The organism is Thioalkalivibrio sp. ALE31 (genome assembly GCF_000377405.1).
GTDB lineage: Bacteria > Pseudomonadota > Gammaproteobacteria > Ectothiorhodospirales > Ectothiorhodospiraceae > Thioalkalivibrio.
This window is the reverse complement of the sequence record NZ_KB905020.1, coordinates 248739-274763: the sequence shown is the minus strand read 5'-3', so window position 1 is coordinate 274763 and position 26025 is coordinate 248739. Positions and strand designations below refer to the sequence as shown.

Genomic DNA, 26025 nt, shown 5'->3' with positions numbered 1-26025 from the left:
CAACAGGGCGGGTTCGGCCGGCATAACGGATGCGGTTGACGGGGCGAGCGATGCTGCTTAATGAGGCACAAATCGAGGCGAAACTGGCGGATGCGGCGCGTCGCGGGGCGTTCGACGACCTCCCGGGGGCTGGCCGGCCGCTGGAGCTGGACGATGACCGCGCGGTGCCGGAAGAGCTGCGCATGGCCTATCGCGTGCTGAAGAATGCCGGCTATGTGCCGGAGGCGGTGCGGATCCGGGGCGAGATCGCATCGGCGGAGGCCCTGCTGCAGGCGGCGGATGACGAGGCCTCCCGGCAGCACGCCGCGCGGCGCCTGCGGCTCCTGCTGGACCGGCTGAACCAGAGCGGCGAAGGCCGGGCGATGGTGTCGGAGTCCGGCTACTTTCGCCAGCTGTGCGAGCGCATGGACGGGTCGGCCCGATGACCGAGCGCTGCGGTCCCACGAGGGGGCTTGCACGGGGGCGCGGGGCGACCCACGACCCGTATGCCCGCTTCGAGCCCACCCGGAGCGAACCCTTCGATGATGGCTGGGAAGGCGATGGCGAGGCGCCGCCGCCCCTGCGTACGGAGGTGACCGTCGAGCATCCACGCCGCGTGCTGTCATGGAACCAGTCGCCGGATGTGCCCTTCGAGCTTTCGCTGAACCCGTATCGGGGCTGTGAACACGGCTGTGCCTACTGCTTCGCCCGCCCGGCGCATGCCTACGTCGGGTTGTCCCCGGGCCTCGACTTCGAGAGCCGGCTGTTTGCCAAGGTGGGCGCGGCCGAATGCCTGCGGCGCGAGCTGGCCCGCCCGTCCCACCGTGTGACGCCCCTTGCGCTGGGTATCAACACCGATGCCTATCAACCCGTGGAACGGGATTGGCGGATTACGCGGCAGCTGCTGGAGGTCCTGGCGGAGACCGGGCATCCGGTGTCGATCGTGACCAAGTCGGCCCTGGTGGAGCGCGATCTGGATCTGCTGGGCCCGATGGCCGAGCGCGGGCTGGTCCAGGTCGCCGTATCGGTGACGACGCTGGACCGCAACCTGTCGCGGCGCCTGGAGCCGCGCGCCGCGGCTCCGCAACGGCGTTTCCAGACCATCCAACGGCTGAGCGCGGCGGGCGTGCCCGTGAGCCTTCTGGTGGCGCCCCTGATCCCGGTGCTGACGGATGGCGAGGTGGAGTCTTTGCTGGAGGCGGGTGCGGCCGCCGGGGCGGTGGCTGCCGGCTATGTGCTGCTGCGTCTGCCACGCGAGGTGGCGCCGCTGTTCGAGGACTGGTTGCGCCATCACCACCCGCTCAAGGCAGACCATGTGCTGCAGCGCCTGCGTGAGGCCCATGGTGGCAAGCTGTATGACGCGACCTTCGGGCACCGCATGCGCGGGGCGGGGGCGTATGCTGAGCTGCTGCGCCAGCGCTTCCGGCTGGCCCGGCGGCGGGCGGGCCTGGGTGGCCGCCTGCTGGAGCTGGACTGCAGCCAGTTCGTGCCGCCGGCGCGCCCGCGGCAGAGACGCGAGGAGGGGCAGCTGGACCTTTTCTGACCGGAGAACGCGCGTCGCCGGCTCCCGGGCGTCCGTTTCTGGTTTACAGTGAGGCGGTGCATGGCAAGGACGGGATGATGGCGGAGACCTCGACAACGCGAACCGATCCCGCGACCTGGTGGGGGCGCCGGCCGCTGGACTCGGGCGCGCACGGTCGCTGGTCCATCGGTCCGCTGGACCTGTGGCTCCTGCACGGGGGGCAGGAATGGCAGATGGTGCTGGAGCGCCCGCGTGACGCGGCGGACGCGACCCTGGCGATCGACGTCCCCTGCAGTGAACCCTTTCCCGCTAGTGCCAAGGACCTGCTGCGGTTTGCGGGGGCCCCGCCCGATGCCGAGCCGGAGCTGCGCGTGGCCCTGGCCGATCGTCCGATGGTGAGCCGCCCGCAGAATCCGTTCTACGTGCCGGCCCACGGGCAGGTCACCCTGTACCTCAGTTCGCCGGCCTGGGTGCAGCTGTACCTGGGGGCGGCGCGGGTGCAGGAATTCCCAGTGTATACGCCTTCCGATACCTGGTTCGGCCCCAATACCGTGAATGGAGAGCTGTGCTACGCGACCCGAACCCAGGCGCGCCTGGACCTGGCCGATGTGCCGGAAAGGCCGCATCGCGTGGTGACGCCGCTGACCATCGCCAACAAGGCGGACGATGCCCTGTTCCTGGAGCGCGTGAACCTGCCGGTGCCGCGACTGCCGGTGTATGCCGATTGCCACCATCGGCTGTGGACCCCGGCTGTGCGCATGGAGCGCGAGGAGGACCGTGACATGGCGGCGATGAAGATCGACCCGGGGCCGCCCGGGGCCGCGACGGGGGCGCAGCGTATCGCCGAGCCCCGCGAGGCCGGCGGACGGCATTTGATGGTGCGGGCGTTCAGCGCCCTGTTTCAGTAGGGGGCGACGCACACGATGAACGAATGGCTACAGGCCGCGCAGGCCTTCGTCACCAGCGAGGCGTTCCTCGCGGCCGTCCGCGCGGCGGTTTATCTGCTGGTGGGTCTGCTGGTCGCGCGTCTGGTGTCGCGCGGGCTGGCGCGGGTGCTGGAAGACAAGCTCGATGCCCAGCAGGTGATGCTGACCCGGCGCATCAGCTTCTATGTAATCGTGCTCCTGGTGCTGGCCTCGGCCCTGCGCGAGCTGGGCTTCGACCTGACCGTGCTGCTGGGTGCGGCCGGGATCCTCACGGTGGCGCTGGGCTTTGCCTCGCAGACCTCCGCCTCCAACCTGATCTCCGGGCTGTTCCTGATCGGTGAGCGGCCGTTCTCTGTCGGGGATGTGATCAAGGTGGGGGATGCCACCGGCGAGGTGCTGTCCATCGATCCGCTCTCGGTGAAGCTGCGGACCTTCGACAACCTGATGGTCCGGGTGCCCAACGAGAGCCTGGTGAAGTCCCAGCTGACCAACCTCAGTCGGTTCCCGATCCGTCGGCTCGACATGCAGATCGGGGTCGCCTATCACACCGATCTCAAGCAGTTGCGCGATGTGCTGATGGGGGTCGCCGAGGGCAACCCGGTCTGTCTGGAGGAGCCCAAGCCGCTGTTCATCTTCCTCGAGTACGGCGACTCCGCGCTGAAGATCCAGCTCTCGGTCTGGGCGCGGCGGGAGAAATTCCTGGACCTGCGTAACTCCATGCACGAGGGGGTGAAGGCGGCACTGGACGAGGCCGGTATCGACATCCCGTTCCCGCAGAGGACCCTGGGCAGCCTGGGCGGGCCGTTGCCGGTACGGATTGTCGACAACGTGTCGGCGGCCGAGGCGGAGGCCGCCGTGCCTGCGGAACCGGACGCCCGCGACTGAGTGGCCGCAGTCACCGACTAGTCCAGGTACAGGTCGGCCCAGACCGGATCGTGATCCGAGGCGCGCCAGGGCCCGTCGGCTGGGGCGCGGCCATCAAATCCGAGGAATTCCGGTTCGTCGGCGTTGACCGCCCAGGTGGCGCCGTCCCGGACTCGTTCACGCAGCGTATCGGGCCCCAGCAGGTAGTCCAGCTGCCCGGCCTGGCCGCGAAAGACGTAGGTATGGGCGGTACTCGGGTCGTCGTGCACGAGATCGTGTTTTCCTGCGGCATGGAGGACGTGCAGGGGGTCCTCGGCGGCATAGGCGTTGAGATCGCCCAGGACCACGACGGGAGCATCCGCGAACTCGCCGGTTTGCTGTTCGCGTATCCAGGCGACGAGGCGTTCGGCCTGCGCGGTACGGCGCTGGTTCCAGCAGCCCTGGCCACGGTCGATATCGCCGCTGTCGGGGCAGCCGCTCTTGGCCTTGAAATGTACGACCACGGCACCGAGATGTTCGCCGGTAGCGCCCGCTTCGAACCAGCCCAGCAGCGGGGGGCGGTGGTGGACGGTATCGCGGTCGGCGGCCCTGTCGACCAAACGCAGCCGTTCCGGCCGGTAGAGCAGGCCGACCTTGATCGCGTCGTCCCCCGGTGCCGGGTGAACGATGGCCGCATATTCGCCACGCTCCCCGGGGCGGGCGTTCAGGCGCGCCACCAGGGTCTCGCGCGCAGCCGCGGCGTTTTCCAGTTCGACCGCGCCCAGCAGGTCCGCATCCAGGCCCTGCAGCAGGGCATCCAGCTTGGCGGTCTGGCGTTGGCGCTCGGCCGGGGTCTGCGCACCACGCTCGCCCAGCGTGACGAAGTCATTCTCCATGTTCGCGGTGGCAATGCGCAGGTCACCCGCATCCGCGGTTGGCACCGGGTCGGGACGCTGGCCGCCGGTCCAGTCTACGCGCTCGGTGGGGTGGATCCGGTACGCGCCGAAGGCGTGGGTGAGGATGCCGGTGAGGCCTTCCACCGAGCTTCCCGCGCGGCGGGTCCCCTGGTCGTCGAGGTACGGGATCGGGTCGGGGTTCGCGCGATAGCTCCCGTCGTCCAGTTCGATCCGCCGATCTATGTCCTGGCGCCCCGGGCTGTCCGCGGGGGCGGTCTGGCCCGGGTGCGCCAGGCGCCCGTCGGCGACCAGCGTCAAGCTTCCGTAGCGGCCGAGGTCCCGGTTGTCGGTGACCGTCAGGCGCTGCGGGAAACGGACAGGCTGGTCGATAAAGTCGCCCAGCCGGTCGGCTGCGTCGGGCAGGCGCAGGTCGACGGGGGCGGGCGGTTCGCCGTCGGCGCAGGTCACCACCGCGTCCAGTTGCGAGAGTTGGGGGCGGCCTCGATGGCGGGTGAAGGCGCCATGCACCTGCAGGCGCTGCCCGGCCGCGACCGGGTCCCTTCGTGGGGCGTAGACGAACAGGCCCGTGGCCCCGGTGGCCGAGCCCTGTTGCAGGTAGAAGCCCCCCAGCTGGTCCGTGTCCATGAAGACGCCGGTTACGGTGCCTTCCGCGACCACCTCCGTTCCTTCGGGGAGGGTCCCCGCGCGCAGTTCGGCGAGGGGGGTGGGTGTGGTCCCGGGATCGGGACAGGCCTGGCGTGCGTCGGCGCTCGCAAGCGCCAGCAGGCACGGAACGGCCACGGCCAGCCAGCGGGCGCCGGTGTGCGCGTGGAGGGCGGTTCGTTTTCGGGGTGCCGGGTCGGGCCGTTCCATGGCCGAAGGATACCGGGGTTCAGGCGCTCTTGCCGGGATGCAGGAGCTCGTAGAGGTAGTCGGGCGCCTGGGTCACATCGGCAATGGTGTAGCGGTCGAGCACGGCGAGGAAGGCGTCGCGTGCGTCGTTGAGAACACCGCGCAACTGGCAGGCGGGTAGGATCGGGCAGACGGGGTTCTCGCAGTCCACCACGTTCAGGTTCGGCTCCATGTCGCGGATTACGCTGCCGACGTTGATCTCCGCGGGTTCGCAGGCGAGCGAGATCCCGCCCCCCTTGCCGCGCCGGGTGATGATGTAGCCCTTCTGGCCGAGCTGGTGCACGATCTTGACCAGGTGGTTGCGGGGGATGGCGAACTGCTCGGAGATGTCGCTGACGGTTACGCGCTGCTCGCGCGGCTGCACGGTGAGGTACATCAGGACGCGAAGGGAAAAATCGGTATAGCGGGTGAGCTGCATAGGAGGGTTTCGTCGGTTCGCGGTGATCGAGGATATGCTTGAACGTATATTTCAGAGAACCTTAATCGGTCCGGACCTGCGTCACAAGCGCATGCGTTGCGGGCACGTGAAGCACAGGTGCGCCACGGCCTATAGTTTCGGGCCGGTGGGTCGTTACAGCGATAACAAAATCCGGAGTGTACCGGCATCAGGGGGCGGCAATGGAGCAGGAGAGTGGGTGGCTGAGTCGCCTTTCGCTGGCGGGACGTTTCTCGCTCGCATTGAGTGCGATTGTCGGGGTGTTCTTCCTGATCGCCGCCGCGGCGGTGTTCTGGCATACGGCCACGCTGAAGGGCGGGATGGAGGCCACCCTGGAGCAGGTCATGCAGGAGCACGCGACCACGCCGGCCCTGGAGGCCGAAGTGGCCGCTGCGGTGGACCGGCTGCTGGATGTCGCGGCCTGGCAGGTCAACGCGATGATGCTGGGCGTGGCGATTGGCGTGATCGTGGTGGTGTACTTCCTGTTCGTGTTCATGATCCGTCGCCGCCTGGCTGGACTGGCCGGGCGCTTCCGTGCGGTCTCGGAGGGTGAGGGGGACCTGCGCCAGCGCATCGAGGCCCCGCGCAACGACGGCATCGACCGCCTGGCTCGTCTGTTCAACGCCTTCATCGAGCGTCTGCAGCGCATGGTCTCCGAGATGGTGGAGCATGCACGGGAGCTGGGGGAGTCGGTTGGCACCCTGCACCGCGTGGCGGAGGAGACGAATCAGGAGGTGCAGCAGCAACAGGCGCGGCTGGGCCAGGTGGCGACGGCCATGAACCAGATGACGGCCTCGGCCGAGGAGATCGCCCGCAACGCGCGCACGGCCTCCGAGGCGGCCGACCAGGCCGAGACCGAGACCCGGACCGGCTCCGGCGTGGTCGACACAACCGTGCGCACCATGCGCGAGCTGGCGAGCGAGATCGGCACCGCCAACGAACAGGTGGCGCGTCTTCAGGCCGAGTCGGACCAGATCGGGTCGGTTCTCGATGTGATACGCGGGATCGCCGAGCAGACCAACCTGCTGGCACTGAATGCGGCCATCGAGGCGGCCCGCGCGGGCGAGCAGGGTCGGGGGTTTGCCGTGGTCGCCGACGAGGTCCGGACGCTCGCGACCCGGACGCAGGAGTCCACGACCGAGATCCAGGCCATGATCGAGCGGCTGCAGGCGGGTGCGCGCTCGGCGGCCGGTGCGATGGAGCGCAGTCGGGAGAAGGGCGAGACCGGCGTGGACGAGGCCGCCGGTGCCGGCGAGGCCCTGCAGTCGATCCGCTCGGCGGTCGAGCGGATCCGGCATCTCAACAACGAGATCTCCGGTGCCGTGTCACAGCAGGCGGAGGTCGCGCGCGAGGTCGATGGCACCCTCACGGAGGTCAGTCAGGGGGCCCAGGTGACAGCGGCCAATGCCGAGGCCACCGCCAGCGAGACCGATGCCCTGGTGGCGCGCATCGAGCAGTTGCGAGGTCTGACGACGCAGTTCCGAGTCTAGGAGCCAGTTGGATTTGGGACTGATCTGCTGCGCGCGCAGGAGAACGGCCCCTTTTTCCGCTCTCTCTCGTTACATAGTGCCCACTATGCGCCTCGAGAGACCGAAAAAATGGGCTCGCTCTCCCGCCACGCTCGCGACGATCACCCAAATCCGACTGGCTCCTGGCCGGGCTTTTGCCGGCGGTGCGACGCCGGTACCGACGCCGGGTAGGTGGTTTGCGTATACTGCGGCCCGCCTCGGGATCACGGAGCCGCACCTGTCATGACAGTCTGGGTCGCCACCCTGCTCGGGATCGTGCAGGGCATCTTCATGTTCTTGCCGGTCAGCTCGACCGCCCACCTGGTTCTGACCCAGCACTGGCTGATTCGTCAGGGCGAGCCACTGCCGCCCCCGGAAAGCCCTGAGATGATCCTGTTCGATCTGGTGGTGCACGTCGGCACGCTGTTATCGATTGTCTTTGTCTTCCGCAAGAGCCTGCTGCGGCTGAGTGGCGGGATCGCCCGCGAGAGCTGGCAGTGGGCCTCCGCCCGGGGCTCCGCGGGGCGCGAGATGCTGTTCCTGCGCCTGGCGCTGCTGTGCGGGTTGTCGGTGTTCGCGACCGCCGTCGTGGGTTTTACCCTGAAGGCCGGGTTCGAGCAGGTGTTTGCCCACCCGACGCTGATCGCCGGGACGCTCAGCCTCACCGGCGTGCTGCTGTGGTGGACGGACCGGTTGCAGCGGCGCCCGCTGGGCCTGCGCCAGTTGAGCCCGAAGATCGCGGCGATCATCGGCGTGGCGCAGGGTTTCGCGCTGATTCCCGGGCTCTCGCGCAGCGGAATGACGATCGTCTTCGCGCTGTTCACCGGGCTCAAGCGGCGCTGGGCGGCGGAGTACAGCTTTTTCCTCGCGATCCCCACGATCCTGGCGGCGACCGCCGTGCAGTCGCTGGACGTCCTGAACGGCAACGGCCTTGGGGACCTGAACTGGACGGCCCTGGCGGTGGGCTTTTTGGTATCCGCGCTGGTCGGGATCGTGTCGCTGAAGATGGTGTTGTTCTTCCTGTACCGGGCTAACCTGAAGGTCTTCTCCTTCTACCTCTGGGCGCTGGCGTTAATGGTCCTGTTCGGCTTCCTCGACGTGGACATCATGTACGGCCATTGATCCCGGTACGCGAGCGGTCCGGCCCGGCTTATTCCGGGCCGCGCAGCACCGCCAGCGGGGCCTGGTCCAGCACCCGGCGCGTCCCCAGCCAGCCGGCCAGGGCGATCCCCAGCGTGCCGCCCCCGATCCCGTAGACGAAGGTCAGGGGATTGACGCTGTAGTCGAACTCGAACACCTGCCAGGCGAGCAGGGCGCCCACTGCCGTGGCGATCACGGCCGCGAGCAGCCCGGCCAGCAGGCCCAGGGTCCCGAATTCCGCCAGCAAGCCGTTGCGAATGTGGTCGCGACGTGCCCCGAGGGTGCGCAGCAGGGCGGCCTCCCGTCGTCGGACGTCGCGGGTGGCCTGGACCGCGGCGTAGAGCACGGTCAACCCGGCGATCAGGGTGAACAGGAAGACGTATTCGACCGCCCGCGTGGCCTGGTCCATCACATCGCGGACCTGCGCGAGGATGGCGCTGACGTCGATGGCCGATACGGCGGGGAACTCCCGCAACCACTGGTTCTGGGCGCTGCGCTGGTCTTCGGGCACGTGCATGGCCGTGATGAAGGTCCGGGGCTGCTGGTCCAGCAGCGGAGGCGGGCCGATGACGAAGAAATTCACCTGGAAGCTGTCCCAGTCGACCTCGCGGACGCTGGTGATCGGACTGCGGATGGGCTGCCCCCCAACCCGGAACGTCAGGTAGTCGCCCAGTGCCAGGTCGAAGCGTTCCATGAGTCCGGCCTCCACCGACCAGCCCCGGTCGGGATCCTGCCCGGCCTCGCCGAACCAGTGTCCATCGACGATGCGATTGTGCGCCGGCGGGGTGTGCGCATACGACAGGTTGAATTCGCGATCCACCAGTCGTCGGTCGCGATCATCGTCAAAGTCCTCCGGATGAACGCGTTCGTCGTTGATCTCGATCAGACGGCCACGGATCATCGGGTCGAGTTGCGGGCGTTCGAGGCCGGCCGCCTCGACCCGGTCGGCGAAGGCCTGCTCCTGGCCCGGCTGGATGTTGATGAAGAACTGGTTGGGGGCGTCCTCCGGGATGCTGGCATCCCAGGCCTCCAGCAGGTCGACGCGCACGATCGCCAGCAGCAGCAGGGCCAGGATCCCGACACTGAAGGCCACCAGTTGCACCGCGCTGAGGCCGCCGCGCCGGGACAGGTTGGCCAGCCCGAAGCGCAGGGCCATGCCGCCGCGGTTGCGCAGAGGCCTCAGGGCGAGCACCAGCCCCATCCCGAGGACGGCCAGCAACGCGATGGCCACCGCGGTGCCGATCAGGACCCAGGCGGCGAGTTGCGGGTCGGCGGCCTGCCAGTAGAGTAGGCCGCCGAAGGCGAGCAGTGCGAGGGCGCCGGAGAGCCATACCGAGGTGGGCGGCAGGCCCAGATCGCGGCGCAGGACGCGCAGCGGCGAGACCTGGCCAATGCGCAACAGCGCGGGGAGGGCGAAGCCAACGGCGGTAATCAGTCCCACGCCCAGGCCGGCGACCAGTGGCCGCGCCCCCGGAGGAGGGAGATCCCCGTCAAGCCAGCCGCCGAGCAGGGACGCGAGGACGAACTGCGCGGCGAAGCCGATGGCGAGCCCGACAGCGCTGGCCAGCAGGGCGACCAGCACCACCCGGCCGAAGTAGGTCAGCAGGACCCGGCGGCCGCTGGCGCCCAGGGCGCGCATCACGGCCGCCGGATCGGCGCGGCGCTGGGCGAAGTGATGGGCCGCCACGGCAATCGCGGCCCCGGCCAGTAGCACCGCCATCAGCGAAGCGAGCCCGAGGAAGCGCTCGGCGCGCTCGATGGCCGTGCGCAGCTCCGGGTTCGCGTCGTCCAGGCCCAGGAGGCGTTCCCCGGCCTCCAGTTCGTCCCCCAGCCAGGCGCGGAAGGCTTCAATCTCCGAACTCGGCCCGGCGGCAAAGAACTCGTAGCGCACCCGGCTGCCGGGGCCGATCAGTCCACTGGCGTCCAGGTCGTCGAATGCGAGCATCAGACGCGGTGCGATGTTCAGCAGGTTGCTGCCACGGTCCGGTTCATGCGCGAGGATGCCGGTGACCTCCAGGTCCAGGTCGCCGACCTCTACCCGGTCGCCCACCTGAAGCCCCAAGGCCTCGAGCAGGGTGGATTCCAGCCAGGCGGTACCGGGTTGCGGCCCGCGTTCGCGCGGTTGCTCCTCCCCGTCCGGTCCCGAGCGGGTGCGGGCCTCGCCCTTCAACGGCCAGCTGGGCTCGACTGCGCGCAGGGCCGCCAGGCGCGACTGGTCGTCCTTGCCAAAGACCACGCTGGGCAGCGAGGCGGTGCGCGCCGTGTCCAGCCCGCGGTTCGCGGCTTCGTCGGGCCGGCCCGCCGGCAGCGGGTTGTCACTGACCACCGCAAGATCACCGCCGAGGAGGGCGGTGGCCTGCTGGGCCATCCCGCGATCCACGCGATCGGTAAAGAAGCCGACGGCGGCGACCGCGGCGACCGCGACGACCAGCGCCGCGGCCAGTACCCGCAGTTCGGCGGAGCGCCATTCCCGCCAGGTGCCGCGCAGCAGCGCGCGCAGGGGATTGCGGCCCTGACCCCGGGTATGGATGTGGCTTGCCGTCATGCCAGCACGCCATCCTGAATGGAGATGATGCGGTCGCACTGCGCCGCCAGTTCCGGATCATGGGTCACCAGCACCAGTGCGGTGGCGGGCCCGTCGCCGTCCGGATGCCGGGCCAGGCCGAACAGCAGCTCGATGATGCGCTGCCCGGTCTTGCCGTCGAGATTCCCAGTGGGCTCGTCGGCGAACAGGACCGCCGGGTGGTCGACAATGGCGCGGGCAATGGCCACCCGTTGCTGCTCGCCCCCCGAAAGCTGGTGCGGGTAATGCGCGGCGCGTTCGCCAAGGCCCACGCGCTCCAGGGCCTGGCTGGCCCAGCGGTTCAGGGTGGCCTGATCTTCGCCGGCATGGGCCGGGTTCAGCTCCAGTGGCAGCAGGGCGTTCTCCAGGGCCGTCAGCGCCGGGAGCAACTGGAAGGACTGGAACACGAACCCGACCCGGCCGGCGCGCAACGCGGCGCGGCCATCCTCGTCCAGTTCGCTGATGGTCCGGCCCAGCAGGCGAACTTCTCCCGCGCTCGGGGCGTCCAGACCTGCAAGGAGCCCGAGCAGGGTGGACTTGCCCGATCCGGAGGCGCCGAGGATCGCGACCGTCTCGCCAGCCTGGACCGCCAGCGATATGCCGCGCAGGATGTCCAGCGGCCCGCTGGGTCCGTTGATCCGCTGCTCGATGTCCCGGGCCTCCAGTACATATGACGAGGATGCATCCATGTTGCGTATTCCGTTGGTCGTGATGGGCTTGATCGCGTTGCTATGGAGTCCCGTTGCGCCCGGGAATTCCCCGGAAGACGAAAATCGCTCCGCCGAGCCGCTGCGAATCCTGGTGTTCGGGGATTCGTTGAGTGCGGCCTATGGCATGCCGGAGTCTGCCGGGTGGCCGGCCCTTCTGGAAGAGCGCCTGGCCGAGCGCGAGCGGGAATGGGTGGTGGAAAACGTCTCCATCAGCGGTGACACGACAGCCGGCGGCCGGGCGCGGCTGCCAGAGGTACTGGAGCGGATGGACCCGGCCCTGGTGATCCTGGCCCTCGGGGGCAATGACGGCCTGCGGGGCCTGGCACCATCGGCCATGCGCGAGAACCTGGAGGCGATGGTGGACGCGATCGACGCCGCCGGGGCCGAGACCCTGCTGCTGGGCATCCGCATCCCGCCCAACTACGGGCGGCGCTACACCGAACGTTTCGAGGCGGTCTTTACCGACCTGGCGGCTGCTCGGGATCTGGCCTTCGAGCCATTCTTTCTCGAGGACGTGCTGCTGGAGGACGGAATGCTGATGGATGACGGCATTCACCCCAGCGAGGCGGCGCAGCCGCACCTGCTGGATGCCGTGTGGCCACGCCTTAAACCCATGGTGGAGGACGCCGAGGCGCGCAAGCCGCCACGCGATGACCACGTGGCCGGGTAAAGCCCGGGGGTTCGCTCAGTCCGCCAGTAGCGCCCGCAACTCCGCCACAACGTTCTCCGGAAGCAGTTGCCGCAGGACGGGATGCAGGTCGCGCTCGACCTCGGACAGCAGGGAAAGGGTGCGGACCTCCGAGTGCCGGCAGAGCGGATTGCCGTACTGGTTGGCCTGGATGCTGCGCCGGGAGCCCATGCTCATCAGGGCCACGCCGGGCAGCCCGCGCGGGCCTTCGTCGAGGACCTCGACCAGTTCCACCATGCAGCCATCCACTTCGCCCTGGATCCCGATCAGCGGGGCGAGGCGATCGATCATGCGGCTGGACTGTTCGGTCGTCAGCATGGCCATTGGCCTACCTTACGACCGTTGCGGTCGCGGCGCTAGGGGGAATCCCGACGGCCTGCGAGAGAAATGGTGTCCCCGGCAGGATTCGAACCTGCGACCTGCCCCTTAGGAGGGGGCTGCTCTGTCCAGCTGAGCTACGGAGACCCGGGAATCTGCCGGATTTGGGCTTCGCGATCCCGCCACGCTTGCGACGATCACCGAAACCCGACAGAGGTCTGGCGCGAGAGTATAAGCGCCGGGTGCGGAGAGGCCCAAACGCGCTTACTCGTCCGGGCCGTATTCCGGCTCCAGCCGGTGATGGGCCCAGGCGAGGAAGTCGTCCAGTGTGGCGCGGTCTTCACCCGGGGCCTCGGGGCCCGCCAGGTGGCGGTAGATCACCTGCGCCCCGTCGCGCCGGAGCACGCGGCGAACCGCCCAGTCGGCGTCCGTTCCACCGTTGCTGAAGCAGGCCCCGGGCTGGATGGCCTCCGGGGTGATCGGGTCGGGGTGCTGGTGATGGCGGCGGGCCAGCAGGTACAGGCGTGCCAGATCGTCCTCGGTCAGATCCAGATACAGGTTCATCTCGCGCATGGCGTGCTCGAGATCCTCGCGGCCGTGACCGGCCCGCTCCAGGGCCGCCAGCGGGCTTTGTTCCGGGCTTTCGGGGGACGGGGTCAGGCTCGCGGGATAGCGGCGCCAGGGGAACGGGTAGTTGATGATGACGGCCACCATCAGCATGACCCCGACACTGGTCAGCACAGGGTGCAGCAGGAACCACGGCCCCAGGGCCGTGACCGAGTCGCCGCCCACGACCGCATAGAGCGCCGTGGCGCCGCCAGGGGGATGCAGGCAGCGCAGGTAGTGCATCAGCCAGATGGCGAGGCCCACGGCGACGGCGGCGGCCAGCAGGGGGTGGGGCAGCAGGTCGCGTATCAGTATCCCTACGATGGCGGCAACGCCATGACCACCGAGCACGTTCCAGGGTTGCGAGAGGGCGGCATGCGGCGCGGCGAACAGCAGGACGGCGGTGGCGCCGAGGGAGGCGAGGATCAGACCGTTGATGCCGTTGTCGGTTACCGAGGCGGCGACCTCCAGCGACAGGTAAAGGCCGATCATCCCGCCCATCAGGGCAATGAGCTTGTCCCAGTGATTGGTGGTGTCGAGGAAGTCGCCCAGCAGGGACCCGCGTCCGGTACGCACACCAGCCTCCTTAAAGTGCAAGTGTTGCGCATCTTCTATGGGGGTCGCGCGGGCGTCAAGTGGCCCTGCGGGCTCGCGGAATGCGGGTGGGGCGTCGGGTATCAGTTCGCTTCGGCCTCCAGGATCAGTGACACGCGACGATTCTCGGCGCGCCCACCCGGTGTCTCGTTGCCGGCTACCGGCAGCGTGTCGGCGCGCCCGACCGCGCGCAGCCGCGAGGGCTCCAGCCCCTGCGCGACCAGGTGCCGCACGACGCTGCTGGCGCGGGCCGCGGACAGTTCCCAGTTGGAGGGGAAGCGCTCGGTCGCGATGGGGACGTTGTCGGTGTGCCCCTCTACGGTGATGAGGCCCGTATGGTCCGCCAGGATGGTCAGCAGTCCTTCCAGGAGCGTTGCGCCGTCCGAACGCAGATCGGCCTGGGCGGTGGCGAACAGGATCTCGTCGCGGATGCGCAGTTCCAGACGGCCGGGTTGCTCGACGATATCGACCCCCTCCGGGGCCCGATCCCGCAGTTGATCGGCATCGGCGCCGGTTCGGGTTGTTTCGGCGGACGTTTCGGGAGTCGCCGGGTCCTCGGCGGTGCCGTCGTCGAGGTCGGCAAGACCGAGCAGCGTGGGGTGGACCAGGGGCTCCACCAGCGCGCTGCGGTCGGGATGCGCCAGCGCGACGGGGCTGGCGGACACCGCGCGGGGATCGTCGTCGCGCGGGTCCATGAAGGTCAGCAGGATCACGAAGACGACGATGACCAGGGTCAGCACGTCGAGGTAGGTGAGGATCCAGGCGTGTTCGTCGTCGCGCTGGCGTTCGCCGGGGTAGGAGGCGAGAAATGCCTGTTCCGGGCGGGTCGCCGCGTGGGCGTCCATTTCGGCCTGCAGCGCGGCGCGCTCCGAGGTGGAGTAGGCGGGGCCGGGCATGGTTCAGCGACGCTCGTTCGACGGGTCCGGGTCCCGTGGGTCCGCGGCGGGTTCTTCGTCCCCGTTGGTGGGGGCGGCCTGGCGGATCTCGTCGCTGTGGTTCTCCATGAACGAGCGCAGGGTCTCGCGGATGTATCCGGGCGAACGGCCCTTGCGCATGAGCATGATGCCTTCCAGCACCATGGTCATGAGGACCACGCGTTCCTCGGTCCGTCGCTCCAGCTTGATGGCGATGGGGCGAAACACCAGGTTGGCCAGGAGGATGCCGTAGAAGGTGGTGATCAGCGCGATGCCGAGGTTGACCGCGATCACGGTGAAGTCGTCGCTCTCGGTCGTCAGGAGCAGGTTGATCAGCCCGATCAGGGTGCCGAGCATGCCAAAGGCCGGGGCATAGGTGGCCATGGTCCGGAACATCTGGGCGTCGGCCTGTTCGCGGGCGCGCAGGCGGGCCATGCGCCAGTTCAGCAGGTCGGAGACGTCGTCCATCGGGGTGTCGTCGATGACCAGCTGGATGCCGGTGCGCAGGAACGGGTTGCGGATCTGGTCCAGGCGGTCCTGGATGCGCTGCAGGTTCTGGGAGAACCAGTAGCGCGAGACCTGCACGATTTCCTCGAGGTCCTGGCTGGCGTCGTAGCGTTCCTCGCGGATCGCGTTGGCCCCGGCGCGGAAGACGCGCATGACCTCGTGGAAGGGGTAGCTCATCAGGGTGGCCGCGATGGTGCCGCCCACCACGATCCCCAGTCCCGGCAGGTTCAGGAAGGCGTCGAGGTCCTGGGAGGAGAACGCGATGACACTGCCGAACACCAGCAGGCTGCCGAGGATGCCGAGCAGGGTGGAGAGATTCATGCGAGGTTCCGAGGATGGCCTGGCGCAAGGATAATGCACGGCGGCGGTTGCCGTCTGCGCCCGAGAATCCGCTCGCGGGGGACCCGTCCGCCGCGTACACTCGGCCGGGTAAACCGCAAAGGAGCTTTGCACGATGGATACGAAGTGGGTGGTGCTGGCGATTCTGGTCCTGCTGGTGGTCTGGGGGGTATGGACGTACAACCGGCTGGTCACATCGCGCAACCGGTACAAGAACGCGTTTGCCCAGATCGATGTGCAGCTGACCCGGCGCTACGACCTGATCCCCAATCTGGTGAAGGTCGCCGAGCGCTACATGAGCCACGAGCGGGATACCCTGGAGGCGGTCATCCAGGCCCGGAATCAGGCCCAGCAGAGCCTGCAGGAGGTGGCCGGCGACCCGACCAACGCGGAGGCCGTGCGCAAGCTGTCCAGTTCGGAGCAGGGGCTGTCCGGCGCCCTGGGGCGGCTGTTTGCGCTGTCGGAGGCCTATCCGGATCTGAAGGCCAACCAGAACATGATGCAGCTGTCGGAGGAGCTCACCAGTACCGAGAACAGAGTGGCCTATGCCCGTCAGGCCTTCAATGACGCGGTCATGCAGTACAACATCCTGCGCGAGATGTTCCCGAACAGCCTGATTGCCAACAATCTGGGCTTCCGTCCGGCGCAGCTTCTGGAGATCGAGGATCCGCAGAAGCGCGAGGCGGTGCAGGTGAACTTCTCCTGATGGCCCGGGCGATATGAACTTCTTCGAGCATCAGGACCGGGCCCAGCGACGCACCCGCTGGTTGCTGTTCCTGTTCGGACTGGCGGTGCTGGCGATTGTGCTGGTGATGAACGCCATTGTGCTCGTGCTTTTCGGGCAGGCCGAGCCGGTGGCGGCGGGGGAACCCTGGCTGACCCGGGAATTTCTGGCGCGCAACGTCGAGGTGATGGTCTGGACCAGCGTGCTGACGATCGGGCTGATCGGGGTCGGCAGCCTCTATCGCACCCTGGGGCTGCGCGATGGCGGCGGGGCCGTGGCCCGCGAGCTGGACGGCACCCGGGTGGACGGCGATACCCGCGACCCGTTGCGGCGGCGCCTGATGAATGTGGTCGAGGAGATCGCGATTGCCTCCGGCGTGCCCGTGCCGGAGGTCTATGTGCTGGAGCAGGAGGCCGGTATCAACGCGTTTGCCGCGGGGTATTCGCCGGACGACGCGGCCATTGCGGTGACGCGCGGGGCCCTGGAACAGCTGGATCGCGACGAGCTGCAGGGGGTCGTGGCGCACGAGTTCGGGCATGTCCTGAACGGCGATATGCGCCTGAATATCCGGCTGATGGGCATGCTGTTCGGGATTCTCGTGATGGCGCTCATCGGGCAGCGTGTGCTGCTCGCGATGCGCCTGTCGCGCAACAACCGCAACGCCGGGGGGATCGTCGCCGCCGGGCTCGCGCTGATGGTGGTGGGCTATATCGGGCTGTTCTTCGGGCGCTGGATCCGTGCCTCGGTCTCGCGCCAGCGCGAGTACCTGGCGGATGCCTCGGCGGTGCAGTTCACCCGTCAGCCGGCCGGCATTGCCGGGGCCCTGAAGAAGATCGGGGCCGGTCAGGCGGGAATGCGCGCGGATACCGAGGAGGTCGGACACATGCTGTTCGCCTCCGGGGCGCTGGGCCGGATGTTCGCGACCCATCCGCCGCTGGTGCAGCGTATCCAGGCCATCGAGCCTGGGTTCAAGTCGGAAGAGCTGGAGACGATTCGTGAACAGATGGAGCGGGATGCGCAGACCCGCCGCCGGGAACAGGAGGCGCAGGCCGAGGCGGAGGCGCGCGACCGGGAACAGCCGCGCGAGTCGGGCAGTATGCTGCTGAATCCGGAACGTCTGATGGAAAACATCGGTGATCCGGGCCTGGCACAGATCCTGGGCGCGGGACTGTTGGTCGCGGCGATGCCGGGACCACTGGAACGCGCCGCGCATTCGGATGCCTGGGCTGTGGAGGTGCTGCTCTATCTGCTGATCAGTGCCGACCCCGAGGTGCGGGATCAGCAGTTGTTGCGGATCGCCGCGAAGCGAGGCGGGGAGAGCGAGTCGCGTGTCCGTACCTTGCTGGACGCCGTGCCGGACCTGCGTCCGGACCTGCGCATCCCGCTGCTGGAGATGAGTTTCCCGGCCATGCGCCACCGTCCGCGGGAGGACCGCCAGGCGCTGGAGGCGCTGATCGACGAATTGATCCGGGCCGACGGCCGGGTGTCGGCCTTCGAATACGCCACCGGGCGGCTCCTGCGGCGCCAGCTGCGCGACCTCGATCAGCCAGCGCGCGCCCGCCCGGGCGGACGTGATCGCCTGGAACGCCACGAACACCGTGCGCGAAGCGTCCTGGCCGTGCTGGCTCATCACGGTCATCCGCAGGACCCGGAAGTGGCACGCGAGGCGCTGCGTGCGGGGCATATCGCCCTGGGGATCGGAGAGCCGGCGAGAGAGGCGATGGATCCGGCCCTGGAGGCCGCTGCCGACGCGGCGGCCTGGGCGGATGAGCTTGATCGCGCTCTGGAGGCGCTGGACGCGCTGCGTCCTGCCGACAAGCAAAGGCTGGTCACGGCGATGCTCGCCACCATCACCCATGGCGGGCAGACGGTGATCGCCGAGGTCGAGCTCCTCCGGGCGATCGCGGCGTCCCTGCACGTGCCGTTGCCAGTCGCGGAGATGCCGGCCGCGGAAGCGGAGTAGGCCCCGCCGGGCACGGGTGCGGCATCGCCACACGCACGGTATGATGCGGCGGCTCCGGGGGCGTGGCGGAACTGGTAGACGCATCGGACTTAAAATCCGCTGGCCGCAAGGCCGTGCCGGTTCGATTCCGGCCGTCCCCACCAATCCCAGATCGTTCCGCTCGGCGGGCCCCTTGGCCACGGTGCCGAGCGAGCAGTGGTCGCTGGACCGGCGGCCAACCCGCCCACGTACGGGCGAGCGCCCGGCCGCTTCATGCGGGGGCCGGGTTGGCCCGTGTGAGCGGGGCGTCAGCGGGGCATTTCCGGAGCCGTTTCGGTTTGCCCCCCGTTGGCGCATAGTAGAACCCTGTGCGCCCGCAAAAGACCCGGCATGAGCCCACCACCGGACACCACGGAAGCTTCCGACGCCCAAAACGCCGCCCGTGACAGCGCTCCGTCGTCGCGGGCCCGCACCACCGAACCGTATGTGCGGGGCCCGATGGTGGCGGCCCTGTTCGCGGCGCTGCTGTTCGCCCTGCTTTTTCTGGCCATCGATCAGGGCTGGAAGCAGCAGATGGCCGATCGTTATGAGCAGTCGCTCGCGACCGAGGCGAACAGCCTGCGCTCCCGCCTGGAGAGCGTGCTGAATGCGTCGGTGCACGCCACCATCGGGCTGGCGGCCTACGCCTACGTCCATCCGGAGTTGAACGAGGAGGAGTTCGCCCGCGCCGCGGAACGGCTTTACCGGGGGCAACCCGATCTGATCCGGTCGCTGACGCTGGCACGCGGCGAGGTGCTGGAGCTGGTCTACCCACGGGCCGGTAACGAGGGCGCGATTGGGCTCAACCTGGCCGAGCATCCCCAGCAGTCCGCGTCCTTCCATCGCGTGCTGGAGAGCCGCGAGACCGTGGTCGCCGGGCCCTGGCCGCTGGCCCAGGGCGGCCGCGGGCTGCTGGTGCGGGCGCCGGTCCTGACCGAAGCTGAGGACGAGGACGTGTCGGGTGCCGCCAACCCGTGGAGCCTGTCGAGCATCGCGCTCGATTTCGACACCCTGCTGCGACAGGCCGGGTTGGTACCCGGCTCGGAGCGCCTGAAGCTAGCCCTGCGCGGCCGCGACGGGGCCGGTGCCGAGGGCGAGGTGTTCTACAACCCGCAGGCGCTCGATGTCGAATCGGCGCCATTGCAGCTCGATGTGACGTTTGCCGGGGGGCAGTGGCGGCTGCTGGCAAAGCCGGTCCCCACCCCGTCCGCCACGGCCCGCCCCGCCGCCTGGTGGGTCCTGGGCGCAGTGGGCCTGATGGCGGTCAGCGGATATACCTTCCGCATTGGGCAGGGGATGCGGCAGCGCCGCGAGGCCCTGGGCCGCTACCAGGCCCTGGTCAACCGCCTGGAGGACGCGACGCTGGTCGTGGCCGGGCGGCGCGTTCTGTGGGCCAACCCGGCCTTCGCGCGCATGACCGGGGTGTCGCCGAACCCCGGGCAGGCCTTGGCCACACTGGATGTGATCCACCCGGCGGATCGTCCGCGTCTGCCCCCCGATCTCGATTTCACCCGCGCCGCGGTGCCGGAGGAGCCCCGGGGGCGCGAGATCCGGGTGAAGGCCGCGGACGGGGATCAGCGTTTTCATCTCTTGCGCTGGGTGCCGATCGACTGGGACGGGCAGCGGGCCTGTCTGCTCAGCTTCGTCGACGTGCACGAGAATCGCATGCTGTTCAATGCCCTGAGCGAGGCGCGGGACCTCCAGGACGCCCTGTTCGAGGCCGTGCCCGGCGATGCCCTGGTGATTGATGCGTCCGGGCTGGTGCGGCGGGTGTTCGGCGAGGCGCGCCATGGCCGCGACCCGCACACCACCGCCGTGGGGCATACCCTGGCCGAGTTGTTACCCCCCGAGGTGGCGGAGCGGTTCTCCGATGTCGTGCAAAGGGCCCTGCGCGAGGGGGCGATGCAGGAACTCGAGTACCGTCTGCAGGCCAGTGCGTTCCATGCGGCCGAGCCGGGGGTGGCAGCGGACGAGACGCGCTGGTACGAGGCGCGGGTCCGACCGATTCACACGCCGTTCGAGGGTTCCGCGGCCGTGGTCTGGCACGCCCTGGACGTGACCGAGCGCAAGCAGCTGGAGGAGCGCATGCAGGCGCTCGCGTGGGAGGACCCGCTGACTGGCACCGCGAACCGGGCCGCGCTGGACCGCGCGTTTCCCCGCCTGGCGGCCCGGGCCGACCGCAAGGAGGGTCAGCTGGCGCTGCTGTTCATCGACCTGGATCGCTTCAAGCCGGTGAACGATCAGTATGGCCACGCGGTGGGCGACGAGTTGCTGCGGCTGCTCGCCAGGCGTCTGGCCGGCAGCCTGCGCACGGATGACCTGCTGGTTCGCCTGGGCGGGGACGAGTTCATCGTATTGAGTGCCCCGCTGCACCACGCGGAGGAGGCAACGCGGCTGGTCGAGCGGCTGCAAGAGGCCTTCCGTGAGCCCTTTGAGCTGCACCCCGGGCATATGGATACGGTGGAGGTGAGCCTGTCATGCAGCATCGGCGTCGCCTTCTATCCGGGTGACGGACAGCGGCTCGCCGACCTGATGATGGCCGCGGATCACGCGATGTACCGGGTGAAGGCGGCGGGCCGCAACGATGTGGCCTACGCCTCGTCGGAGGCTCCCGGGGCCTGACCCGCGTGTCGGGCTGGGTCCAGCCGCGCGGCGGTAGTGGTCTCCAGGGGTTCGATGAGGCCCAGCCAATGGTCGGCCAGCCACTCGGCGGCCAGGGGTGCGTACAGCAGGCCGCGTGAGCCATGCGCGAGGTTGAGCTGGACGCGGCCGCGCGCGTCCATTCGGCTGGGCCCGACCAAGGGCAGGCGATCGCGGACCACCGCCCGTTCGCCGGCCCAGTGGTCCAGGACCTGGGTGGCGGGATCGTCCAGGCCGGGCACCCAGGCCAGGTGGCGAAGGTTCGCCGCGTCGTCCGTAGCCAGGAGCGTGTCGGCCTGACGGATGCCGGGGCCTTGCGTGCGCCGGTAGGTCGCGCCGATCCATGCTGTTTGGTCGGGGGACGGGATGCAGTAGCCCTGTCCGGTGGCAACGAACCCGCCCCAGTCGGGCAGGGTGGCCGCCACTCGGGTCATCTGGCCGGTGACCGTCGAGACCGCCCCGTGTTCGGGGCTCAGGGGCGCCCCCTGACCGGCGCCATTGGCCAGCACGACGGCATCGAATGACTCCCGGCCGTACTCCGTCTCCAGTTGCACTGCGTCTTGGCCGGGAGTCAGGTGGATGTGCGTGACAGCCTCTGCGCGGGGCGCCGGCAGGGTGCCGGCAAGGGCACGACAAAGAGCGGCCATATCCACCGCCAGGCCCTCGGGGTAGTACAGATGCGGGGCGTCGGTGCATCCCGGGCCCGCCGGATCAAAGAGCAGCCCGGTCGCTTCGCTGCCGGCCTTGAGCAGACGGGTCACCCGTTTCTTCCCGTGGGCGCTGATGCCGTGGAAGGCGACGCCGGAGGCCAGCCGCAATACTTCCCCCGTATGGGCCTCCAGTTCGTTGATCAGGGTCCGGGTCCTGCGCATCCCGGCCAGGGCCAGGCGGTTCAGGTCGGCATCGCGCGGGTGCAGGTTGGGCAGCAGTACGGCGGCCGGGTTGCCGGACGCACCACCGGCGACCCCGGCGGGGTCGAACAGGGTGGTGCGGATGCCGCGACGTTCCAGCGCGTGCGCGCTGGCCAGCCCGGCCAGTCCGGCGCCGACGACGGCCACGTGGCGGGGCGCCTGCGGTGCCGGCGTCGCCGGTTCGGCGGACGGCGCGTGAAAGGCCCCGGTCAGGCGCTCGCGCTTGCGTCCGTGGCCGTGGGCGCGCCGGACCGTGAATCCGACACCCTCCAGATCGCGCCGGACCTGGCCCGCGGCGGTGTAGGTGCCGAACGTGGCGCCGGGCGCGGACAGCCGGGCGATCTGGCGAAAAACGCCGGTGTTCCACAATGCGGGATTGCTGCGCGGCGCGAAGCCGTCCAGGAACCAGGCATTGATCCGGCCGCGCACGCCAGCGAGGACCGGTGCGGCGTCGCCCAGGCCCAGGGTCAGGGTGGCGCGCGCCCCGGGGAATTCGATCCGGTGCAGTCCAGGGACCGGGGGCGGGTACTGCGCGCGCAGGGCGCGGCTGTCGGCATCGTCGAGCCCGAGGTGTTGGTGCAGGGTGGCGAGGTCCTCCGGCGAAAGGGGGTGTGCCTCCAGGCTGAGCAGCGAGAGGAAGGCATCGGGCGGGGCGTGCCGGCGCCATTGCTCCAGCGCCAGCAGCAGGTTCAGCCCGGTGCCGAAGCCGGTTTCGCCGATCGCGAAGTGGCGGCAGCCGGAGAACCGCTCCGGCAGGCTGTTGGCCTCGAGGAAGACCTCTTGCGCCTCTGCGCGCGGCTGGCTCGATCCGAAATAGCCGTCGCCGTAGTCGACAGCAAAGGGCATGCCGTCGCGCCAGTCAAGACGCGCCCAGTCGAGCAGGGGAGACAACGGAGAGGAGGCCACCACGCAATCAGGACCCCGGCGATGAACGCGAGGCGCCCACCGACGGGACCCTCGGATCAATCCCTCAACGGGTCAGCTCTTCGAACGAGGTGAAGGCGACCTGCTGGTTGCGCACCCCGTTGTCCAGCTGGGCCAGCAGTGTCTGGCTGATGGACTTGAAGCGGTCGAGTTCGTCGCCTTCCAGGGCATCGCTCTCCGGGAGCTCCACGCGCATCGGGTTCTGCGGCCGGTTGTTCACGTGGATCTCGTAATGCAGGTGGGGCCCGGTGCTGCGGCCGGTGTTGCCGGACAGGGCGATACGGTCACCGCGCTCCACGGTCTGCCCGGGGCGTACCAGCTGTCGCTGCAGATGGAGGTAGCGCGTGGAGTATCCCTGGCCGTGCTCGATGACGATGAAGCGCCCGGCGTAGGGGTGATTCTCCACGCGGGTCACGCGGCCGTCGGCCGGCGCGAGGATGGGCGTGCCCACCGGCATGGCGAAGTCCGTACCGTGGTGGGGGGCCACACGGCCGGTGACCGGATGGCGGCGGCGGGGATTGAAACTGGAACTGATGCGGTAATTGCCCGCAAACGGGCGGCGGTCGAATGGCGGCAGCAGGCTCTCGCCCTCGGGCGTGTAGAACCGGCCGTTGACGTTGCGGGCGGCGCGGATCTCGATGCGTTCGCCTTCGTAGTCGAAGGCGAGCAGGCGGAGGTTGTGCGGGGTGTCGTCGCCGACCAGCGTCTCCTGTTCCACCAGCAGGGTGAACTGGTCACCGGTACGGGCATGGGTACGCACGGGCAGGTAGCGGTCGAGCAGTACGGCCAGGGCGTTGGCCGCCCCCGGGGAGATATCCGCGCGTTCGCTCAGCGCGGACGCGATGTTCCCGTCGATCTCGGCGCTGATGATCAGATGGCTGACCTCGCGGCCATTCTCGACCTCGCCGCGTTCGAAGTCCCAGCCCTCGGACTCGCGGATCCACTCGTGCCCGCTGGCGCGGGAGGTCCACAGGCGCATGCGGGTCAGATAGCCCTCGTCGTCGACCTGCCATTCGATCTCCTGGCCGGGACGCACACGGTTCAGGATGGAGGCGTTCTCGTCGTCATCCAGCAGGCGGTAGAGCGTCGCGAGGGGGAGATCCCATTCGCGTTCCCAGAGTCCGGTCAGGCGCTCGCCATCCTTCAGCGTATGGCTGTGCCATTCGTCCTCGGCCGCGTCCGCCTCGGCGGCGGTATCGCCCTCACCGTCGAGGTCGAAGGTTTCGTAGGAGGTGGGCGCCTCCGCGTCCGGGTCGATGGGGTCGTCGTGGTAGCCGGTGCTCGGGTCGTCCAGCATGTCGGTGGCAAACGCGACGGTCTGCGCGCCCGCATCGAACGACGCCGACGGTGCCGGGCTGATCGACGCGCCTCCGGCCGGGTGGTCCGGGCGTGCGAGGGACAGCTTGGCGACGGGGAGCGGGTTGCCGGCGCCGATCTGGAGCGGCTGGGAGGTCTCGGCGGGCTGGGAGGCGAGCAGGAGGCTGGTACCCACCAGGATGGCGAGTCCGGCGGTGCCCGCCAGAAAGAAATGCGATGTCTTTCTGTTGTAACCCATATGGCCCTTGCCCCGGAGAGTTTCCGCTTTATACCACGTTTTTTCGGGCAATAAACACCGTCGGAAGCCGCTTTCCGGCGGTTTCGCCGGGGCTGGGCGTCAGGATCGGATTCCGACGCCGCGATTGAGCAGGATCAGTGCCACGGAGTAAAGGACGGCGATGAAGCCCGCGATGATGGCGAAGGACATGGCCACGGGGAAGTCGCTGTGGCCGAGACTGCCGTAGCGGAAGGCGTCCACCATGTACAGGATGGGGTTGAGCATCGACACGCCCTGCCAGAACTCCGGCAGCAGGCTGATCGAGTAGAACACCCCGCCCAGGTACGTCAGCGGCGTGAGCACGAAGGTCGGGACGATCGCGATATCGTCGAAGGTACGGGCGAAGACACCATTGATCAGCCCGGCAAGGGCGAACAGGATCGACGTCATCAGCACGATGACCAGCATGACCGGGGCGTTGTGCACGCTGAGCGGACTGAAGAACAGCGACACCAGCAGGACGGCCACTCCCACCGCCAGGCCGCGGGCCACGCCGCCGAAGACGAAGCCGAGGATGATCACGCTGTTGGGGATCGGCGAGACCAGCAACTCCTCGATATGGCGCTGGAACTTGGAACCGAAGAAGGACGAAACCACATTGGAATAGCTGTTGGTGATCACGGCCAGCATGATCAGGCCGGGCACGATGAAGTCCATGTAGCGGTAGCCTTCCATCTCGCCGATTCGCTCGCCGATCAGGCCACCGAAGATGATGAAGTACAGGGCCGTGGTGATCACCGGCGGCAGCACCGTCTGCACCCAGATGCGGGCGAAGCGCAGCACCTCCTTGGTGACGATGGTGCGGAAGGCGGTCCAGTAGTGACGCAGGTGGGTGCTGCTCATGCCTGGTTCTCCGGCTGCTCGCTGGCGCCGCTGGCACCCGGCGTGAGGTGACTGGGGCTCTGGCCGTTGCGGGTCATGCGGATGAACAGTTCCTCCAGGCGGTTGGCCTTGTTGCGCATGCTCTGAACGCGGATTCCGGCCTGATCCAGGACCCGGAACAGATCGTTCAGGTGCTGGCCGCGGCGGATGTCGGCCTCCAGCGTGAGCTCGTCGACCTGGCGCAGGGCCACCGGCGCATCCTCGGGGAGGCCCGGCGGTGGTTCGCTGAGATCCAGGACCATGGTCTCCGTCTCGAGCTTGGCGAGGAGCTGCTTCATCGTGGTGTTCTCGATGATGCCGCCGTCATCGATGATCGCGATGTTGCGGCACAGCGTCTCCGCCTCCTCGAGATAGTGCGTGGTCAGGATGATGCTGCGTCCGTCGGTGTTGATACGGGTCAGGAAGTCCCACATGGAGCGGCGCAGTTCGATATCGACGCCGGCGGTGGGTTCGTCCAGGATCAGCAGCCGCGGTTCGTGCACGAGGGCGCGCGCAATCATCAGCCGGCGCTTCATGCCCCCGGACAGCGTACGCGCCATGTCCTTGCGCTTTTCCCACAGGCCCAGCTCGTTCAGGTAGTGCTCGCAGCGCTCCCAGGCCTCGCGCCGGGGGATGCCGTAGTAGCCCGCCTGGTTGACGACGATCTCGCCGATCGGCTCGAAGTTGTTGAAGTTGAACTCCTGCGGGACCAGCCCGATGGAGCGCTTGACCGCCTGCAGGTCGGTGTCCAGGTCGTGACCGAAGACCTTGACCGTGCCCGCGGTCTTGTTGATTAGCGAGGTGATGATCCCGATGGTGGTGGACTTGCCGGCCCCGTTGGGGCCCAGCAGGGCAAAGAAGCTGCCGGGCGCCACCTCGAGGTCGATCCCCTTGAGGGCCTCGAATCCGTTCTTGTAGGTCTTCTTGAGCCCGCGAATCTCCAGCGCTGGCGTCATCGTCACATCCTGTAGGGCCCCGGCACACGGAAC

The 26025-nt window shown here is 68.7% G+C and carries 22 protein-coding genes and 2 tRNA genes; 11 read left to right on the top strand and 13 right to left on the bottom strand.

Going from position 1 to position 26025, the window contains the following annotated elements; all coding sequences use genetic code 11:
* Positions 1-50 precede the first annotated feature (50 nt).
* From D103_RS0101300 to D103_RS0101285, 4 genes are all read left to right on the top strand, one after another.
* Positions 51-425, top strand: a complete 375-nt coding sequence (locus D103_RS0101300; protein ID WP_018875518.1) for a DUF1992 domain-containing protein — start codon at positions 51-53, stop codon at positions 423-425.
* Positions 422-1522, top strand: a complete 1101-nt coding sequence (locus D103_RS0101295) for a PA0069 family radical SAM protein (protein WP_018875517.1) — start codon at positions 422-424, stop codon at positions 1520-1522. The genes D103_RS0101300 and D103_RS0101295 overlap by 4 nt, the downstream gene beginning before the upstream one ends.
* A 77-nt stretch (positions 1523-1599) precedes the next feature.
* A complete protein-coding gene (locus D103_RS0101290; RefSeq protein ID WP_018875516.1) occupies positions 1600-2409 on the top strand; it encodes a hypothetical protein in 810 nt (269 codons plus the stop codon).
* 15 nt (positions 2410-2424) lie between these two features.
* Positions 2425-3312 (top strand): mechanosensitive ion channel family protein, encoded by an 888-nt coding sequence (locus D103_RS0101285; protein WP_018866363.1) that lies wholly within the window; start codon positions 2425-2427, stop codon positions 3310-3312.
* A gap of 17 nt (positions 3313-3329) precedes the next feature.
* Here D103_RS0101285 and D103_RS0101280 read toward each other — a convergent pair whose 3' ends face one another.
* Both D103_RS0101280 and D103_RS0101275 read right to left on the bottom strand, forming a co-directional pair.
* Complete coding sequence (locus tag D103_RS0101280; protein ID WP_018875515.1) at positions 3330-5039, bottom strand: ExeM/NucH family extracellular endonuclease; 1710 nt, start codon at positions 5037-5039, stop codon at positions 3330-3332.
* Between the two features lie 19 nt (positions 5040-5058).
* Positions 5059-5496 (bottom strand): Rrf2 family transcriptional regulator, encoded by a 438-nt coding sequence (locus D103_RS0101275; protein ID WP_018875514.1) that lies wholly within the window; start codon positions 5494-5496, stop codon positions 5059-5061.
* Between the two features lie 200 nt (positions 5497-5696).
* Here D103_RS0101275 and D103_RS0101270 point away from each other — a divergent pair, with 200 nt between their 5' ends.
* Both D103_RS0101270 and D103_RS0101265 read left to right on the top strand, forming a co-directional pair.
* Positions 5697-7004 carry a methyl-accepting chemotaxis protein gene (locus D103_RS0101270; RefSeq protein ID WP_018875513.1) on the top strand — a complete coding sequence of 436 codons (1308 nt, stop codon included), beginning with the start codon at positions 5697-5699 and terminating at the stop codon, positions 7002-7004.
* 261 nt (positions 7005-7265) lie between these two features.
* On the top strand, positions 7266-8144 hold the full coding sequence (locus tag D103_RS0101265; protein ID WP_018875512.1) for an undecaprenyl-diphosphate phosphatase: 879 nt from the start codon (positions 7266-7268) through the stop codon (positions 8142-8144).
* Positions 8145-8172: 28 nt separating this feature from the next.
* On the opposite strand, the gene D103_RS0101260 is transcribed toward D103_RS0101265, so the two are convergent.
* A complete protein-coding gene (locus tag D103_RS0101260; protein ID WP_018875511.1) occupies positions 8173-10707 on the bottom strand; it encodes an ABC transporter permease in 2535 nt (844 codons plus the stop codon).
* Positions 10704-11414, bottom strand: a complete 711-nt coding sequence (locus tag D103_RS0101255; protein ID WP_018875510.1) for an ABC transporter ATP-binding protein — start codon at positions 11412-11414, stop codon at positions 10704-10706. Before D103_RS0101255 ends, D103_RS0101260 begins: the two co-directional genes overlap by 4 nt.
* Between D103_RS0101255 and D103_RS0101250 the strand changes: the two genes are divergently transcribed.
* Positions 11413-12105: an arylesterase gene (locus D103_RS0101250; protein ID WP_018875509.1), complete on the top strand. Its 693-nt coding sequence runs from the start codon at positions 11413-11415 to the stop codon at positions 12103-12105. The two genes, D103_RS0101255 and D103_RS0101250, sit on opposite strands and share 2 nt — an antisense overlap.
* Positions 12106-12120: 15 nt before the next feature.
* Here the strand turns inward: D103_RS0101250 and D103_RS0101245 are convergent, their stop codons facing one another.
* From D103_RS0101245 to D103_RS0101225, 5 genes are all read right to left on the bottom strand, one after another.
* Positions 12121-12447 (bottom strand): hypothetical protein, encoded by a 327-nt coding sequence (locus D103_RS0101245; RefSeq protein WP_018875508.1) that lies wholly within the window; start codon positions 12445-12447, stop codon positions 12121-12123.
* Positions 12448-12511: 64 nt separating this feature from the next.
* A tRNA-Arg gene (locus tag D103_RS0101240) sits at positions 12512-12588 on the bottom strand.
* Between the two features lie 117 nt (positions 12589-12705).
* Complete coding sequence (locus D103_RS0101235) at positions 12706-13623, bottom strand: HPP family protein (protein WP_018875507.1); 918 nt, start codon at positions 13621-13623, stop codon at positions 12706-12708.
* Between the two features lie 101 nt (positions 13624-13724).
* Positions 13725-14537 (bottom strand): OmpA family protein, encoded by an 813-nt coding sequence (locus tag D103_RS0101230; protein ID WP_018875506.1) that lies wholly within the window; start codon positions 14535-14537, stop codon positions 13725-13727.
* A 3-nt stretch (positions 14538-14540) separates the two neighbouring features.
* Positions 14541-15383, bottom strand: coding sequence for a motility protein A (locus tag D103_RS0101225; RefSeq protein ID WP_018866352.1), 843 nt, complete (start codon positions 15381-15383; stop codon positions 14541-14543).
* Positions 15384-15516: 133 nt separating this feature from the next.
* Between D103_RS0101225 and D103_RS0101220 the strand changes: the two genes are divergently transcribed.
* From D103_RS0101220 to D103_RS0101205, 4 genes are all read left to right on the top strand, one after another.
* On the top strand, positions 15517-16107 hold the full coding sequence (locus D103_RS0101220; RefSeq protein WP_018875505.1) for a LemA family protein: 591 nt from the start codon (positions 15517-15519) through the stop codon (positions 16105-16107).
* A gap of 13 nt (positions 16108-16120) precedes the next feature.
* Positions 16121-18088: a M48 family metallopeptidase gene (locus D103_RS0101215; protein ID WP_018875504.1), complete on the top strand. Its 1968-nt coding sequence runs from the start codon at positions 16121-16123 to the stop codon at positions 18086-18088.
* 56 nt (positions 18089-18144) lie between these two features.
* Positions 18145-18231 (top strand) — tRNA-Leu (locus D103_RS0101210).
* 334 nt (positions 18232-18565) lie between these two features.
* Positions 18566-20728, top strand: a complete 2163-nt coding sequence (locus D103_RS0101205) for a diguanylate cyclase (RefSeq protein ID WP_018875503.1) — start codon at positions 18566-18568, stop codon at positions 20726-20728.
* On the opposite strand, the gene mnmD is transcribed toward D103_RS0101205, so the two are convergent.
* The 4 genes from mnmD to D103_RS0101185 form a co-directional block, all read right to left on the bottom strand.
* The gene (gene mnmD / locus D103_RS0101200; protein ID WP_018875502.1) at positions 20698-22503 is read right to left on the bottom strand and encodes a tRNA (5-methylaminomethyl-2-thiouridine)(34)-methyltransferase MnmD; all 1806 of its coding nucleotides are present in this window, start codon (positions 22501-22503) and stop codon (positions 20698-20700) included. The two genes, D103_RS0101205 and mnmD, sit on opposite strands and share 31 nt — an antisense overlap.
* 124 nt (positions 22504-22627) lie before the next feature.
* Complete coding sequence (locus D103_RS0101195; protein WP_018875501.1) at positions 22628-24136, bottom strand: peptidoglycan DD-metalloendopeptidase family protein; 1509 nt, start codon at positions 24134-24136, stop codon at positions 22628-22630.
* A 99-nt stretch (positions 24137-24235) separates the two neighbouring features.
* Positions 24236-25018, bottom strand: coding sequence for an ABC transporter permease (locus tag D103_RS0101190; RefSeq protein ID WP_018866346.1), 783 nt, complete (start codon positions 25016-25018; stop codon positions 24236-24238).
* Positions 25015-25992, bottom strand: coding sequence for an ABC transporter ATP-binding protein (locus D103_RS0101185; protein ID WP_018875500.1), 978 nt, complete (start codon positions 25990-25992; stop codon positions 25015-25017). The genes D103_RS0101190 and D103_RS0101185 overlap by 4 nt, the downstream gene beginning before the upstream one ends.
* Positions 25993-26025 lie beyond the last annotated feature (33 nt).